This is a genomic window from Gelria sp. Kuro-4, assembly GCF_019668485.1.
In the GTDB taxonomy this organism is placed as follows: domain Bacteria; phylum Bacillota; class DTU030; order DUMP01; family DUMP01; genus DUMP01.
Genome location: NZ_AP024619.1, coordinates 959,766 through 974,688 on the forward strand (window position 1 = coordinate 959,766; position 14,923 = coordinate 974,688).

Here is a 14,923-nt window from a genome sequence, read left to right on the forward strand (position 1 = left end):
AGCGGGGTTCGTGATGCAGTCCGTGGACCGGGCGCTGGCCATTCTGCTCGTTCTGGCCCGAGGCCCGGAGGCGGGCCTGCCCCTGGCGGAGATCAGCCGCGCACTGGGGCTTAACCAGAGCACCTGCCACCATCTCCTGGCCACCTTGAAGGCCCGCCGCTTTGTGGAGCAGGACCCGGTGAGCCGCCGCTACCGGCTGGGCATCAAGGCGGTGGAGGTGGGGCAGGCGGCCGTACAGCAGGTGGACTTGGCCCGGGTGGCGCTGCCGCACATGGAGCAGCTCATGCGCGCAGCGCAGGAGAACGTGAACCTGGTGATCCTGGAAGACGACAGCGCCGTTTACGTGGCCCAGGTGCCGTGCGACCGCACGGTGCGTATGTTCACCCGTATCGGCGAGCGGGCGCCGCTCCACTGCACCGGCGTGGGCAAGGTGCTCCTGGCGTACCTGCCGGCGGCGGAGCGGGCCGACATCCTGGCGCGCACCGGCCTCAAGCGCTTTACGCCGGCTACCATCTGCGACCCCGCCGCCCTGGCGGCGGAGCTGGAAAAGGTGAAGGCCCAGGGCTATGCCCTGGACCGGGAGGAAAGGGAGCGGGATGTGGCCTGCCTGGCGGCGCCGGTGCGGGACTACCGCGGCCGGGTGGTGGCGGCGCTCAGCGTCTCGGCGCCGGCCTCCCGCCTGGGCCCGGCACGCCAGGCAGAGATTCTCCCTCGGCTGCTGGAGAAGGCGGCCGCCATCGCGCGCGATTTAGGCTGGAATGGGTGACCGGGCCTGTCCCCGTTCCTTTTTTTAAGCGCCGGCGGCGGCTGCCGCTGGGAGGGGCGGGACCAGGTGGGCCAGCCCCAAGGGGGCCAGGGTGCGGGGCAGGATGCCCTGGGCATAGGCCAGGAAAACGCCGTAGTTCACCGTGGGCACGCCGGCGGCCAGAGCGCGGGCCTGGCGGGTGATCATCTCGCGCCGGTTGATCATGCACCCGCCGCAGTGGATGAGCAGGCGGTAGCTGGCCAGGTCCTCGGGGAAGTCGCTGCCGGCGTACCAGGTGAAACTGAGCTTGGCGCCGACGATCCGCTCCAGCGCCCGCGGGATCTTGACGCGCCCGATGTCGTCGCCGATGGGGTGGTGGGTGCAGGCCTCGGCGATGAGTACCCGGTCGCCCGGCCTAAGATTGGGGATGGCGGCCACACCGGCCACCAGGCCGGCGATGTCGCCCTTGTAGCGGGCGAAGAGGATGGAGAAAGAAGTGAGCGGCACGCTGGGCGGCACCGCAGCGGCCACCAGGGGAAAGGCCTGGGAGTCCGTCACCACCAGCGCGGGTGGAGCCTTAAGGCCGGCCAGGGCGGCGGCCAGCCCATCTTCCTTTACCACTACGGCGTGGGCATCATGGTCGAGGATGTCCCGCAGCGTCTGTACCTGGGGGAGAATGAGCCGCCCGGCTGGGGCCTCAATGTCGCAGGGGGTGACGAGCACCACCGTTTGACCCGGTGCGATCAAGTCGCCCAGGATGGTCTCCCTGCGCGCTTCCCGGGGGGCGACCTCCTTAATGCGGCCCCGCAGCTCCTCGATGCCGGCGCCGGTGCAGGCGCTCACCAGCCAGGTTTCTCCGGGAAGGGCCGGCGGGGCGGCAGCCTTACCGGCTGGAGTAGAAGGGACGAGATCCTGCTTGTTAAGGACGATAAGGTAAGGGATCTTTTCCTGCTGGAAGTGCCGGACGAGGTCCCTTTCTTCCCGGCCGGGTTCGCGCCCGGCCTCCAACACCAGGAGGGCCAGGTCGACTTTGGTGAGCACCTTCTTGGCGGCCGCCACGCGCTGGCCTCCCAGGCGGCCCACGTCGTCCAGGCCCGGAGTATCGATAAAGACCACCGGGCCCAGGGGCTGCAGCTCCATGGGCTTGTACACCGGGTCGGTGGTGGTGCCGGGGGTTTCCGAGACAATGGCCACCTGCTGCCCGGTGAGGGCGTTGATGAGGCTGGATTTGCCGGCGTTGCGCCGGCCGAAGAGGCCGATGTGCAGGCGTATCCCGCGCGGCGCCGTGCTAAAAGCAGGTTCTTCGAAAGCCACAACTATACCTCCTTTCGATCGGGGACGGGTTCTCCCTGAGGACAGGTCGGGCCCTCGTTTATCGCACATCTATCCCTGGACTGCCGACCTGTCCCCATGCCTCTTAATCTGCCCCGGTTTAACGCTATGCCCTACGGTGGCAGCCACCCGCCTCCCTACCCGCGCCACCAGCTTTCTTACCGCCGCATGATAATCCGTCGGTAGCGGCGCCCCTTTCCCCGGGTAAATCTCGTAGGCATCGTGGTAGGGTGGCGGCGTAAGGTCGGGCATTATCACGTTGGCCCCGGACCGGAGGCCCTTCTCGCGCCCCTCGCTGTCCAGGGTGGCCAGCGCAGTGGTAGCAGGCAGGTGCGCCCAGGGGATGAGCAGCCGGGCTACAGCGAGCACCCGCAGGGTGAGGCCGACGTCTCCCGGCCGGCAGCCGCCGAGCGGTGTGTCCGGGTGCGGGATAAAGGGGCCGATGCCGGCCATGTCCACCGCCTTTGCCTGCAGAAAGAGCAGGTCTTCCGCCAGGGTGGCCAGGCTTTGGCCGGGCAGCCCCACCATGTTTCCCGAGCCCACCTGGTAGCCCAGCTCGGCCAGCCACTCCAGGCACTCCACGCGGTGGTGGTAGCTCTGGCCGGGGTGAAGACGGGCGTAAAGCTCCGGGTCGGCCGTCTCCTGCTTGAGAAGAAAACGGTCGGCGCCGGCGAGCTTAAGGTCACGGTACTCGCTCTTTTTCCGCTCGCCGATGGAAAGCGTGACCGCCACGCCCAGCTTTTTTATCTCTTCCACCACCTGTGCCAGCACGGCACTGGTGTACCAGGGGTCGTCCCCGGATTGCAGCACGATGGTGCGGTACCCCAGGTTCACCCCGGCCTTAGCTACAGCCACGATGTCCGCCGGTTCCATGCGGTAGCGCCGCGTTCTGCCGTTACTGCGCCGCAGGCCGCAGTACAGGCAGTCGTTATGGCAGTAGTTGGAGAACTCGATCAGGCCCCGCAGGTGCACATCGTCCCCCACCCATTTAGCCCGCACCGCGTCGGCGGCGGCAAAGAGGGCCTGTTCCGCTTCGCCCCGGGCCGCGAGCAGGGGGATGATCTCCGCTGCCGTGAGGCGGTGCGTTTGAGCCGCCCGGGAAAGAATGGCTCGAAAAGAATCTTCCATGATATGGGCCTCACTTGGGGGTGAGGGCGCTCTTTACGGTAACCCCCGGCAGGCTACCCAGCTTACCGGTGAGCGCACCGATCTGGTCCGTGGTGCCGTCCACAATGAGGGCGATCACCGAAACCTGCCGCTCGTGGTAGGGAACGCCCATGCGCCCCACGATGATCTCGCCGTGTTCCGTGAGGATGGCGTTGAGCCGGGGGGCCACATTCTCCCGGCCAGTAACCACGATTCCAACTACACCCAGCCGTCTCTCCAATCTGCATCCTCCTTGATCAGCTCGGGATAAAGCTCATTGCGCCGGTTCCTGCGGCAAGAAACTGGGATCGACCAGCTCGCCCACCAGCTTATCCACATCCACGTCCGGCTTGAGGAGCTCCACCTCTTTCAAGAACCCGGCGGTGTGCTTGAGCTCCTGCACCGCTTTGTCGTCCAGTGCCAGCGAGAAGTCGTACTTGGGGAAGATTGCCTCCACCGCCTTCAGGTCCATGTTGTTCTCCCGGGCCGCCGCGGCCAGGGCCTCTGCCCGGTGCGCACGCACAAAGTCCACCGCCTGCTGCTGCACCTTCAGGTAGCGCCGCACCAGGTCCGGGTAGTTCTTGGCAAACTCCCCGCGCACCGCCACCACAATCTGCGCGTTGATCAGCCCCTCCCCGTCGGTGAGGAGGCGCGCCTTCCCGGAAGCCACGGCTTTTGTAAGCAGCGGCTCGCCCACCACCGCCGCATCCAGCTGCCCGGCCTGCACCGCGGTGGCGGCGTCGGCGAGCTCCATGTGGAGAAACTGCACGTCACGGGTGGAAAGCCCGGCCTTGGCCAGGGCGGCGGCCAGGAGCTGGTGGGCGATGGTTCCCTTGGCGGTGCCCACCTTCTTGCCCTTGAGATCGGCTACAGACTTTATGGGCGCGGCGGCCGGTACAATGATGCCGAAGCCGCGTGGAGACATGCTGTAGTTGGCGATCACCTTAAGGTCGACGCCCTGGGCGCGGGCGAGCAGGGCCGAGGTGCCGCCGAGCACGGAGGCGAAGTCCAGCGAGCCGGCAGCCAGCCCTTCCGTCTGCGCCGGCCCGGCGACGATGTTGTGATACCGGAAGGTGATACCGTCCGGCTGGAAAGCCTTTTCAAAGAGCTGTTGGTCTTTCGCCACAATAGAGGGCACGTTCAGCGGCAGCGCCACGTAGGTGGCGTTGATTTCGCGGGGGAGGGCCCCTTTCTGTGGCGTTCCCCCGGCGCAGCCGCTCAGGCTTAAGGTCAAGAGAACGAAGAGCAGGCCGGCGATGATTTTTCTTGCCATCTATTATACCTCCAAAAGAGCCAAAATCCGGCGCCGCAGTGCGGCGAAGGCCGGTGCGGTGCGGTCCCGCGGGTAAGGCAGGTCGATAGCCACCACCTCCTTCACGCGCCCCGGGCGGGCGGTTAGAACCACTACCTGGCCTGCCAGGAACACCGCCTCTTCGATGTCGTGGGTGACGAGAAGGAGGGTGGCGCCGGTGGTCTGCCAGAGCCGGACCAGCTCGCCCTGCAGGCGGCTGCGGGTGATGGCGTCCAGGGCGGCAAACGGTTCATCCAGGAGCAGCAGCTCGGGCGCCGGGGCCAGGGCGCGGGCCAGCGCCGCCCGCTGCGCCATGCCGCCTGAGAGCTGGTCCGGGTAGGCGGCGGCGAAGGCGGTAAGGCCCACCAGGTCCAGCGCCGCCGCAGCGCGCTCGGTGCGCACGCGCCCCGGCACGCCGCGCAGGCCAAAGGCCGCATTCTCCGCCACCGTAAGCCAAGGGAAAAGGCGCGGCTCCTGAAAGACCAGCCCGCAGGCCCGGCTGGGGCCCGCCACCGGCTGCCCCTTGAGGAACACGCTGCCGGCGCTCGGGACGTCCAGCCCGGCGATGAGGCGCAGCAGGGTGGTTTTGCCGCAGCCGCTCGGGCCTACTACCGCCGCCGCTGCACCTGCTTCCACGGACAGAGAAACGCCCGCCAGGGCGGTGAGCGCCTTCCCATCCAGGCAAAAGGCCTTTTCGATCCCCTTTACCTCCAGGTACGGCATGGCGCCCCTCCTTTTGCCGCCGCCTGCGCCCGGGCGGGTTCCCCGCGGCCGGCCGGGAGCGCCGGCCGGCGCCGCAGGCGGCGCTCGGCGCAGTCAAGGAACGCTTCCAGGGAGAGGCCCACCAGCCCGATCACGGCCACGCCGCCCAGGATGACCGCCGGTTGCGAGAGCTCGCGGGCCTCTACAATGAGGTACCCAAGACCGCTCGGGGCAGCGATGAGTTCCGCCGCCACCAGCGCCCGCCAGCTGTAGCCCAGGCCGAGCCTAAGGCCGGTGAAGATGGCCGGGGCCGCGGCCGGCAGGTACACCTCGCGGATGAGCGCGAGCGGCGGCAGGCGGTACAAGAGCCCCACTTCAATGAGGCGCGGGTCGGCCGCGGCAATGCCGTGCAGGGTGTTGAGAAAAAGAGGAAAGAAGGCGGCGTAGGCGATCACCGCGTTCTTCGAGGCTTCCCCGATCCCCAGCCAGAGGATGAAGAGCGGTATCCAGGCTATGGGCGGCACATGCTGCAAAAAGCCCAGGGTAGGGGCGAGGAGCTCCCGCGCGCGGCGTGAGAGCCCCACCACAAGCCCCAGCGGGAGGGCCAGGACCACCGCCAGGCCAAACCCGGCCAGCACCCGCCCCAGGCTGGCCGTAAGGTGCACCCAGAGCTCACCGCTCTCGATCAGCTCGCCCAGCGCCCGCGCTACGGCGGGCGGTGCAGGCAGGAGGTAGGGGGTGAAGGGGCCGAAGCGGGCGGCGGCCCACCAGCCGGCCACCAGCGCCGCCGGGAGCAGCATTCTCCGGCCTAAACGCCAAAAAGGCCGCACTCCGGCCGCCGGCGACGCCGGCACGGCAACCAGAGGGGCCTTCCTGAGTCCCATGCTTTTTTCCTCCTTCCCTTGGCGGCAGGGTGCAACCCCTGGTCGCAGGAACGGGATGGGTGGCTTCCCTTCTCGGGGCGGCTGCACCGTACCCGGGTCAGGATTGTCAGCCATGTAACTATCTTTACCATAAGTTTAGCAGCATGGGTTTGTCTTTGGCAAGGGGTTTTTCTCATGTCTCCTGCGAAAAAAAGTCACGATCCGGCGGTAGGTCGGGGGGAGGCCGCGCCGGTTACAGTTTGTGCTCGCTGATTTCCACGTCGCGGGCCGGAAATCCCAACGTCATGGTTGTCTCGATCACCTTGCCATTTTCCCGGACGGTGGAGAGGGAGGGCCGGAGCTCGGGACGGGGGCAGACTTTGGCGGGGCAGGGTTCAAGACGTCTTGGCCGGCCTTGCAGTTCTACGGAATTCCTTTCTGTCAGCCTGTACGGTGTAAAAACTCATTTACTTTTCTACCAGCAAGGACTATAATGGGGCTGACAACAGCATAGGGCAACTGCTAGGGGAGCCCGCACGGGCTGAGATAAGGGAGCCGTCCCTTGACCCTGTGACCTGATCTGGGTAATACCAGCGTAGGGAAGCGGTGCAGCAGCAAAGTTACCGCCTTTCCTTACGGGAAGGCGGTTTCCATTTTCCCCCGGCCCTTGCCCTGACGTAAGGAGGACCAGCATGACTTTACCCCGTGTACTCACCATCGCCGGCTCCGACTCGGGCGGCGGGGCCGGCATCCAGGCGGACCTCAAGACCTTCACCGTGCTCGGCGCCTACGGCATGAGCGCCCTCACCGCGGTGACGGCGCAGAACACCCTGGGCGTGCAGGGGATCTACCCCTTGAGCCCGGCGGCGGTGGCGGCCCAGATCACCTCGGTGCTCACGGACATCGGGGCCGATGCCGCCAAGACCGGCATGCTCTTTTCGGCGGAGATCATTCGGGCGGTGGCCGAGAGGATCCGGCCCTTCCGCCTCAGCCGGTTGGTGGTGGACCCGGTGATGGTCGCGAAGGGCGGTGCGCGCCTCCTGGAAAGCACGGCCGAGGCCGCGCTGAAGGCGGAACTTTTGCCCCTGGCGGCGGTGGTGACGCCCAATCTGCCCGAGGCCGAGGTCCTGGCCGGGATGAGCATCCGGAAAGCGGCAGAGATGAAAGAAGCGGCCCGGCGCATTGTAGCCCTGGGGGCACGCGCTGTGGTGATCAAGGGCGGCCACCTGGCAGGCCCGCCGCTCGACCTCCTGTATGACGGCGCTGCTTTCCACGAGTTCCAGGGCGAACGCTGCGCGACCAAGAACACCCACGGCACCGGCTGCACCTTCTCCGCCGCTTTGGCAGTGGGGTTGGCGCAGGGACTGGAACTTCCGGCCGCTGTGCGCCGGGCCAAGGACTTCACCGCCTGCGCCATCCGTGCCGCCGTTCCCCTGGGGCACGGCCACGGCCCCACCAACCACCTGGCCTGGCTCGAGGCACATTGAGAACGAAGAAGAAACGGGGAAGAGGGGGATGCTTATGACCCTTGAGGAAAACGTAGGAGCCATCCTGGAAAGGATCCGGCAGGAGCGTCCGCTGGTACACCACATCACCAACACCGTGGTGGCCAACATCACGGCGAACATCACCCTGGCCTTCGGCGCTGCCCCGGTTATGGCGGATGCACCAGAAGAGGTAGAGGAGATGGTGGCCCAGGCCCAGGCGCTGGTTCTTAACACCGGAACGCCGTCGCGCGCCGGCTGGGAAGCCATGCTGCGCGCCGGGCGGGCGGCGAACCGCAGGGGTATCCCGGTGGTGCTGGACCCGGTGGGTGTGGGCGCCACCCGGTTTCGCCAGGAGCTCGCTCACGAGCTCGTCACCGAGCTCAAGCTTGCCGTCATTCGCGGCAACGCAGCGGAAATGGGGGCCCTGGCCGGGGAGGCGGTGCGGCCGCGCGGCGTGGACAGCCGGCTGGAGGAAGGGGCGCGGGCGGAGGATGCGGCTTGGCGGGCAGAAATCGCCAGGACGGTGGCGGACCGCTTTCAGACCGTAGCCGCCGTGACGGGAAGGTGGGACTTCATTGCCTCCGGCCGCCGCCTGGCCCGGGTGGAGAACGGCCACCCGCTGCTTACGGCCATCACCGGTAGCGGCTGCATGGCCACGGCGGTGATCGGAGCGTGGGTTGCCGCCGCCGAGGACGCCTTCGTCGCTGCTGCCGGCGCGCTCATGGCCTACGGCGTGGCGGCCGAGCTGGCCGCAGAGCGGGCGAGCGGCCCCGGCACCTTCCAGGCGCACCTTTTTGATGCCGCCTACCGCCTCACGCCGGCGCAGCTGGTGCAGCAGGCGCGCCTTACCCTGGTGTGAGGGCGGTTCGCCCGCGCGCGGGACGGTGGAGGACAATGGACAATTTGCGAAAGGACGGTGTGCTTCCGTGAAAACCCGTGAGCTTACCTTAATGGCCCTCCTGGTGGCGCTGGGGACGGCCACGGCGCGCGTCGCCTGGTTTTCCGTGGGCGTGGCCAAGGCCACGCCGGTGCAGCACGCCATCAACGTGATGGCGGCGGTGCTCCTCGGCCCGGAACGGGCCGTGGTGGTGGCGTTTCTCATCGGGCTGCTGCGCAACCTCTTAGGCGTGGGGTCGCTCCTGGCCTTCCCGGGCGGCATGGTGGGGGCGCTGCTGGCCGGCACGCTCTACCGCCTCACCGGGCGCACCTGGGCTGCGCCCGTGGGTGAGCTCGTCGGTACCGGGCTGCTCGGCGCGCTCCTGGCCTACCCGGTGGCCAAGTACCTCTTGGGGGCCTCCGGCGCCGCCTTCATGTTCGTCTTCCCCTTTGCGCTCTCAAGCGGTGTCGGCGCCATCGTCGGTTTTGCCATCGTTTCCGCCCTGCCGGCCTCCCTGCGCCGGCACAGCGCGGTTCAGCCGCACGCCGCCTCCCAGGAACAGTAAACTACTTCGCGAACACGAAAGGAGTAAGATCATGACGCAGCGCGAAGCGGCCCTCGCGGGCCGGATCACCCCGGAGATGGAGCGGGCGGCAGCCCGGGAGGGGGTCACCCCGGAGGCCCTGCGGGCCGGGCTGGCGAGCGGCACCATCTGCCTGCCGGCCAACCCGGCCCATACCAGCCTGGATCCCTTGGCCGTGGGCAAAGGTCTGCGGACCAAGGTGAACGCCAACATCGGCACCTCCGCGGATTTTCCGGAAACCGGCAAGGAAATCGCCAAGCTCAAGCTCGCTGTGGCGGCCGGGGCGGACGCCGTGATGGACCTTTCCACCGGCTGCGCCGCCGACATCGACCGCAGCCGCAAGGCGGTGCTTCAGGCCGCGCCGGTGCCGGTGGGGACCGTGCCCATCTACCAGGCGGCGGTGGAGGCCCAGGAGAAGTACGGGGCCATTGTGGCCATGACGGCGGAAGACATCTTCCAGGTAATCGAACGGCAGGCCGAAGACGGCGTAGACTTCATGACTGTCCACTGCGGCGTCACCCGGGAGAGCATCGGGCGGCTGCAGCGGGAAGGTCGTGCGGCGGACATCGTCAGCCGCGGCGGGGCCTTCCTCACCGGGTGGATGCTGCACCACGGGAAAGAGAACCCGCTCTATGAACAGTACGACCGGCTGCTCGCAATCGCCCGCGCGCACGACGTGACCCTCAGCCTGGGCGACGGCCTGCGGCCCGGCTGCCTGGCGGATGCCACCGACCGCGCGCAGATCCAGGAACTGATTATCCTGGGCGAACTGGTGGAGCGCGCCTGGGAGGCCGGAGTCCAGGTGATGGTGGAGGGGCCGGGGCACGTTCCCTTCAACCGGATCCGGGCGAACATGGAGCTTGAGAAGCGCCTCTGCCACGGCGCGCCCTTTTACGTGCTCGGGCCGCTGGTCACCGACGTGGCCCCCGGCTACGATCACATCACCGCCGCCATCGGCGGCACCATGGCCGCCGTCGCCGGCGCCGACTTCCTTTGCTACGTGACACCGGCCGAGCACCTGGGCCTGCCCACCGACCAGGACGTGCGCGAAGGCGTGGTCGCCGCGCGCATCGCCGCCCATGCGGCCGACCTCGCGAAGGGCGTCCCGGGCGCCTGGGAATGGGACCTCAAGATGGCCCGCGCCCGTAAAGCCCTCGACTGGGAGGCCCAGATCGCCCTGGCCATCGACCCGGAGAAAGCCCGCCGCTACCGGCAGGACCGCAACCCCGCCGGCAAAACCGAGTGCACCATGTGCGGCAAGTACTGCGCCATGCGCCTTGTGGGCGAGTACCTGGGCAAAGACCTGGAAAGCTGCCAGTAAAAAAGCCGTCCCCCCCGCGCAGGGGGAACGGCTTTTGACCCGGGCGACGTCGGTTCCTACCCTTATTTGACTCCAAGCACGTTTGGCAGCCACAGCACCGTGCCCGGAACATAGGTGATAAGCAGCAGGACCACAATCAACGCCCCCAGCATCGGCACTAGGTCGCGCCACATCTCGCGGATGGAGACCTTCGCGATGGCGCTGGCTACGAAGAGGTCAACTCCCAGCGGCGGGGTGCACATGCCTATGGTAAGGTTCACGGCCAGGATCAGCCCGTAGTGGGTTACATCGACGCCGAACGCCTGGGTGAGCGGGAGAAAGAGCGGGCCGAAAATGACCACAGCGCTGATGGTGTCGATGAAGGTGCCCACGATGAGCAGAATGACGTTGATGACCAGAAGGAGCATAAAGCGGCTATGGATAAAGGTCAGCATCATCTGTGCCACCGCTTGCGGGATCTGGTTGACAGTTAAATACCAGATGAAGAGTGAGGCACAGGCCACCACAATTAAGACGGTTCCCGTTGAGATGGCGGACTTCTTCAGCAGCTCCCAGACCTTGCGCCAGGTGAGCTCCTTGTAGATAAAGAGTCCAATGATGAGCGAGTACACCACAGCAATGGCGCCCGATTCGGTAGCCGTAAAGATGCCGCTGACGATGCCGCCGATGATTATCAAGGGGGTTATAAGCGCTAGAATTGCTTCCTTGCCGGTGCGGAAAATCTCGCCCCAGCCGGAGAAGTGCTCACGCCCCCGGTAATCGCGTTTTTTGCCGATGAAGTAGCTCAGGACCATTAACCCAAGGCCCATCAAGATACCGGGTACAAAGCCGCCTACGAAGAGGCGGGCTACGGAAGCGTTGGCCAGCTGGCCGAAAACGAGAAGCGGAATGCTGGGCGGGATGATCGGCCCGATGGAACCGGCGCAGGCCAGGAGTGGAGCAGCAAAACGGGCCTCGTACTTTTCCTCCACCATAAGCGGGATCATCAGGCCGCCGATAGCCGCGGTCGCTGCAATGGCCGAACCAGTGATGGCAGCAAAGAACATACAGGCCAGAATACTCACCATGGCAAGCCCAGCCGGAAAGTGCCCGATAATGGCATTGGCAAAACTAACGAGTCTGCGTGAGATGCCCCCTTCCGCCATCAGGTCGCCGGCGAAGATGAAGAGGGCGATGGCAATGAGGGCATAGTTATCAATTCCCGTAAAGATACGTTGCACCACTACAGTCAGCGGGTAATCGGCTGTGACAAGGCCAATTAAGGACGTAAGCCCCAGGGCGAAACTGATAGGAATACCGAGAAAGAAAGCGCCGAAAAGCAGCACAATAATTCCCGGCCCCACGCGCTACACCACCTTTTCCTTGTTGCCCGGCCGCAGATCACACGATAGCTGTTGTACCAAGTAATAGAGCATCAGAATGCCGGATAGAGGCACCGCGGCGTAGAGGTACCGCATGGGCAATAGAGTGTACGGCATGGTCTGGGTTCCCGCTTGGCCGACAAACTGCACGCCGAGGACGGTAAGAGCTACGAAGAAAAAGCCGATGCAAAGGTTGATGAAAAGGTCGGCATACCGACGGAGCGAAGGCGAGAGGTTTACCAGAAGCACGTCGATATTAAGGTGTGCCTTATTGCGCACCCCTGCGACCGCGCCGAAAAGCACGCAGTAAACGAAGGCGATGCGGACTACGTCCATGGACCAGGGGATGGAAAAATGCAGAAAGTAACGCGAAACGACTTCGGCAAAGGTTACAACAGAAATTACGGCCAGGGAGATGGCGAGAACTGTATCAACCACCGTGTCGATGAGCCGGTTCAACATAACAGTCCCTCCGGATGAGGGGGCGAGCCGTAAGAGCCCGCCCCCTGGTATTTTAGGGAGGCCCAGCCCCTACTTGGTGTTGCGCACGCGGTCGACTAGCTCAAGCGGTACCATGTCGGCAACTTCTTCGGGGACGTTTTTCGTGACTTCTACAAAGGCATTGCGGTCCGGTTCCGCAACCTCCATTCCTTTGTCCTTGAGGAACTGGAGGTCTTCTGTTTCTTTCTGCGCAATAACCTGACGTTGATAAAGAATGGCTTCGGTGGCTGAATCCTGAATGGCTTTCTGGATGTCAGGGCTGAGTCCATCATAGAACTTAGAGTTAATAAGCACGCTGCCGGGCGAGTAGGTATGGCCATCCAGGGTGAGGTACTTCTGCACTTCATAAAACTTCATCGAACGGATTGTTGCCACGGGGTTTTCCTCTCCATCGACGGTCCGCTGCTGGAGCGCAGTGTAGAGCTCACCGAAGGGAATGGGAGTCGGGGTCGCCCCCAGAGCCTTCACCAGACCGAACCAAACCTTGGCCTCCTGTACACGAATCTTAAGACCTTGGGCATCTTCCGGTTTCAAAATGGGCCGTACGTTGTTTGTGAAATGCCGCCAGCCAAGTTCACAGAACCCGAGTGAACGCAGCCCTTGGGCCAGGAGTTTATCGCCCAATTCCTTGCCGATGTCGCCGTCCATTACCTTGTAGGCGTGATCACGGTCGCGGAAGAGATAAGGGAGGCTGAAGATCTGTAGCTCTGGAACCCAAGCGGGGAGCGTGCCGTCGGTGGTGACGGTGGTCATCTGGATGGTGCCCATGCGCACACCTTCAGCCATTTCCCGCTCGCTGCCGAGCTGGGCGTTGGGGAAGATGGTCACTTGTACCTGGCCATTAGTTTTTGCCTCTACCAACTCTTTGAACTTAGTTGCCATGATGGTGTACGGATGTTCGTCGGGGCCGACAACGGCATACTTGATTACCACGCTTCCCGTGGCTTGCCCTTGACCTGCCGGAGCGTTTCCGCCCTGCCCGGTCGGGCCTTGTCCACCACAACCTGCTAAGGCCACGGCGGCGATCAAGAGACCCACTGCTATAAGTACAACCTGGCGCTTCACTTTCGTATCCCCTCTCATGTCCAATGTGTTATGAACTCTTAGTGGCTATAACCTCTTGGAACCACCTCACCTCCTTTACCTGGCCAGGAGGTCCTGCACCCCGTAGGTGAGCCGAATTTCCCGCCCCAATACCGGGTCGTGCAAGAGCGCGGTAAACCGTGCAGGTGTCGCCAGCCCACCGAGGGTTGGTACTGTTCCAGAAAGGATGACGGCGCCTTCAAGATTGGGATACTCTTGGCGTACATGTTCCAGAAGGGTTGGCACCGGCAGGAGGGCACTGGCCGGGCTGTCTTGGTATAACGTCTCTTGCCCTTCCGGCCCTACCCAGCCGCGAAGAACCAACTTATCCCAATGATCGGTTAGATCCTCATAGTCCCAGAGGATGTTACTAAGCGGTTTGGGGCAAATCTGCTTGGATTTGTAGATGCTCGTTTTTTCCAAACTGCGGTCGGTCTGGTCGCTGGCCAGGCCGACCAGCAGGCGCCTTTGGTAGGGGAGAAAGACGAACTCCACCTCCGGGCCGGTCTCGCCGCCGACTACTTGAATGACGCTGTCCGTGGTGGCAAGCAGACCGCCTGCCGGATAAATCACCGGTGTTTTGGCCGGACATTCAACGCCGATTGCTTCCAGTTCACGGATATGTTCGCGTACCTTGTCTTGATCCCGGCCGGCGAAACCGAGACACAGGATCAGGCTTACCGGGTAGACGATGGTTTCCGGTGGGCGCTGCGGCCGTGCGATGGTAAAGGATAATTGCTGCATGTTGTTCCTCCTGCTCGTTTACTTGCATTGCGGTGCGGGAGCATACACTTCCGGCCGGCGGTCGGCAAAGACAGCGATGCGGCGGCGCACCTCTGCGACGCTGTCCAGGTTCAGGTTGACGCTCAGGATCACCTCCTCTTCTCCTGCTTCCACCAGGACCTCGCCCCAGGGGTCGATGACCGCGGAGTGACCGGAGTTGACCAGGTTGCCTACCGGCCCGCAGGCGTTGCAGGCGACCACAAAGAACTGGTTCTCGATGGCCCGGGCTCGTAAGAGCGTGCGCCAGTGCTCCACCCGCGGGTGCGGCCACTCCGCCGGGACAAAGAGCACCTGGGCACCGGCCAGGGCCAGGCCACGCACAAGTTCAGGAAAGCGCAGGTCGTAGCAGATGATGCTGGCCAGAGAAATGCCCTCCAGGGTGAAGAGCGAAGGGGTGGTCCCGGCGGCGAACCGGTCCTTTTCCCCCGAGGGGGAGAAGAGATGAATCTTGTCGTAGCGAGCCACCTCCTGCCCCACGCGGTTAAAAACGTAGGTGGTGTTGCGCACCTCGCCGTCCAGGCCGAAGCGTACCACCGAACCGCCGACAATGTTCACCCGGTGCTCGCGCGCCAGCCCGGACAGCAGCTGGCGGCTCTCTCCTTCTTCGGCGGCGTCGGCATGGGCCGCCAAGTCAGTGGGGAAGAAGCCCACGTTGAATGTCTCCGGGAGCAGAAGCACATCCGGTTCGTCCTTGGCCGCGCGCGCGATCAGCTCAGCGGCGTGCGCCAGGTTGCGCTCTTTCTCACCCAACTCGACCTGCATCTGGATCACGCTGACTCTCAGTTGTGACATACCCTCACTCCTCCTTACAAGCGCAGTAAACAGCGTCTTTTCAGCGTAGTTTGGCA

General features: G+C 64.8%; 16 protein-coding genes and 1 riboswitch. Of the genes, 5 read left to right on the top strand and 11 right to left on the bottom strand.

Features of this window, described 5'->3' with window-relative positions; all coding sequences use genetic code 11:
* Window positions 1-13 precede the first annotated feature (13 nt).
* Entirely contained in the window at window positions 14-766 is a 753-nt protein-coding gene (locus K5554_RS04840; protein ID WP_255565584.1) for an IclR family transcriptional regulator, read from the top strand.
* Window positions 767-790: 24 nt separating this feature from the next.
* Here the strand turns inward: K5554_RS04840 and hydF are convergent, their stop codons facing one another.
* From hydF to K5554_RS04870, 6 genes are all read right to left on the bottom strand, one after another.
* Window positions 791-2,059 (bottom strand): [FeFe] hydrogenase H-cluster maturation GTPase HydF, encoded by a 1,269-nt coding sequence (hydF, locus tag K5554_RS04845; RefSeq protein ID WP_255565511.1) that lies wholly within the window; start codon window positions 2,057-2,059, stop codon window positions 791-793.
* 69 nt (window positions 2,060-2,128) lie between these two features.
* Window positions 2,129-3,205: a [FeFe] hydrogenase H-cluster radical SAM maturase HydE gene (gene hydE / locus K5554_RS04850; RefSeq protein WP_221040013.1), complete on the bottom strand. Its 1,077-nt coding sequence runs from the start codon at window positions 3,203-3,205 to the stop codon at window positions 2,129-2,131.
* Between the two features lie 10 nt (window positions 3,206-3,215).
* A complete protein-coding gene (locus tag K5554_RS04855) occupies window positions 3,216-3,464 on the bottom strand; it encodes a TM1266 family iron-only hydrogenase system putative regulator (protein ID WP_221040014.1) in 249 nt (82 codons plus the stop codon).
* A gap of 33 nt (window positions 3,465-3,497) precedes the next feature.
* Window positions 3,498-4,496 (bottom strand): NrtA/SsuA/CpmA family ABC transporter substrate-binding protein, encoded by a 999-nt coding sequence (locus K5554_RS04860; protein WP_221040015.1) that lies wholly within the window; start codon window positions 4,494-4,496, stop codon window positions 3,498-3,500.
* A 3-nt stretch (window positions 4,497-4,499) separates the two neighbouring features.
* The gene (locus K5554_RS04865; RefSeq protein ID WP_221040016.1) at window positions 4,500-5,237 is read right to left on the bottom strand and encodes an ABC transporter ATP-binding protein; all 738 of its coding nucleotides are present in this window, start codon (window positions 5,235-5,237) and stop codon (window positions 4,500-4,502) included.
* Entirely contained in the window at window positions 5,219-6,100 is an 882-nt protein-coding gene (locus K5554_RS04870; RefSeq protein WP_221040017.1) for an ABC transporter permease, read from the bottom strand. Before K5554_RS04870 ends, K5554_RS04865 begins: the two co-directional genes overlap by 19 nt.
* 493 nt (window positions 6,101-6,593) lie before the next feature.
* A riboswitch (TPP riboswitch) is annotated at window positions 6,594-6,698 on the top strand.
* Between the two features lie 73 nt (window positions 6,699-6,771).
* Between K5554_RS04870 and thiD the strand changes: the two genes are divergently transcribed.
* The 4 genes from thiD (at window position 6,772) to thiC (ending at window position 10,347) form a co-directional block, all read left to right on the top strand.
* Window positions 6,772-7,566 (top strand): bifunctional hydroxymethylpyrimidine kinase/phosphomethylpyrimidine kinase, encoded by a 795-nt coding sequence (gene thiD / locus K5554_RS04875; RefSeq protein WP_221040018.1) that lies wholly within the window; start codon window positions 6,772-6,774, stop codon window positions 7,564-7,566.
* Window positions 7,567-7,600: 34 nt separating this feature from the next.
* Window positions 7,601-8,425, top strand: a complete 825-nt coding sequence (thiM, locus tag K5554_RS04880; protein WP_221040019.1) for a hydroxyethylthiazole kinase — start codon at window positions 7,601-7,603, stop codon at window positions 8,423-8,425.
* A gap of 67 nt (window positions 8,426-8,492) precedes the next feature.
* The gene (gene thiW, locus K5554_RS04885; RefSeq protein WP_255565513.1) at window positions 8,493-9,008 is read left to right on the top strand and encodes an energy coupling factor transporter S component ThiW; all 516 of its coding nucleotides are present in this window, start codon (window positions 8,493-8,495) and stop codon (window positions 9,006-9,008) included.
* Between the two features lie 31 nt (window positions 9,009-9,039).
* On the top strand, window positions 9,040-10,347 hold the full coding sequence (thiC, locus tag K5554_RS04890; protein WP_221040020.1) for a phosphomethylpyrimidine synthase ThiC: 1,308 nt from the start codon (window positions 9,040-9,042) through the stop codon (window positions 10,345-10,347).
* A 62-nt stretch (window positions 10,348-10,409) separates the two neighbouring features.
* On the opposite strand, the gene K5554_RS04895 is transcribed toward thiC, so the two are convergent.
* The 5 genes from K5554_RS04895 to K5554_RS04915 form a co-directional block, all read right to left on the bottom strand.
* On the bottom strand, window positions 10,410-11,690 hold the full coding sequence (locus K5554_RS04895; protein ID WP_221040021.1) for a TRAP transporter large permease: 1,281 nt from the start codon (window positions 11,688-11,690) through the stop codon (window positions 10,410-10,412).
* 3 nt (window positions 11,691-11,693) lie between these two features.
* Window positions 11,694-12,170 (bottom strand): TRAP transporter small permease, encoded by a 477-nt coding sequence (locus K5554_RS04900; RefSeq protein WP_221040022.1) that lies wholly within the window; start codon window positions 12,168-12,170, stop codon window positions 11,694-11,696.
* Window positions 12,171-12,239: 69 nt separating this feature from the next.
* Window positions 12,240-13,274: a DctP family TRAP transporter solute-binding subunit gene (locus K5554_RS04905; RefSeq protein ID WP_221040023.1), complete on the bottom strand. Its 1,035-nt coding sequence runs from the start codon at window positions 13,272-13,274 to the stop codon at window positions 12,240-12,242.
* A 75-nt stretch (window positions 13,275-13,349) separates the two neighbouring features.
* The gene (locus K5554_RS04910; protein ID WP_221040024.1) at window positions 13,350-14,036 is read right to left on the bottom strand and encodes a DUF2848 family protein; all 687 of its coding nucleotides are present in this window, start codon (window positions 14,034-14,036) and stop codon (window positions 13,350-13,352) included.
* A gap of 18 nt (window positions 14,037-14,054) precedes the next feature.
* The gene (locus K5554_RS04915) at window positions 14,055-14,867 is read right to left on the bottom strand and encodes a carbon-nitrogen family hydrolase (RefSeq protein WP_221040025.1); all 813 of its coding nucleotides are present in this window, start codon (window positions 14,865-14,867) and stop codon (window positions 14,055-14,057) included.
* Window positions 14,868-14,923: the final 56 nt, after the last annotated feature.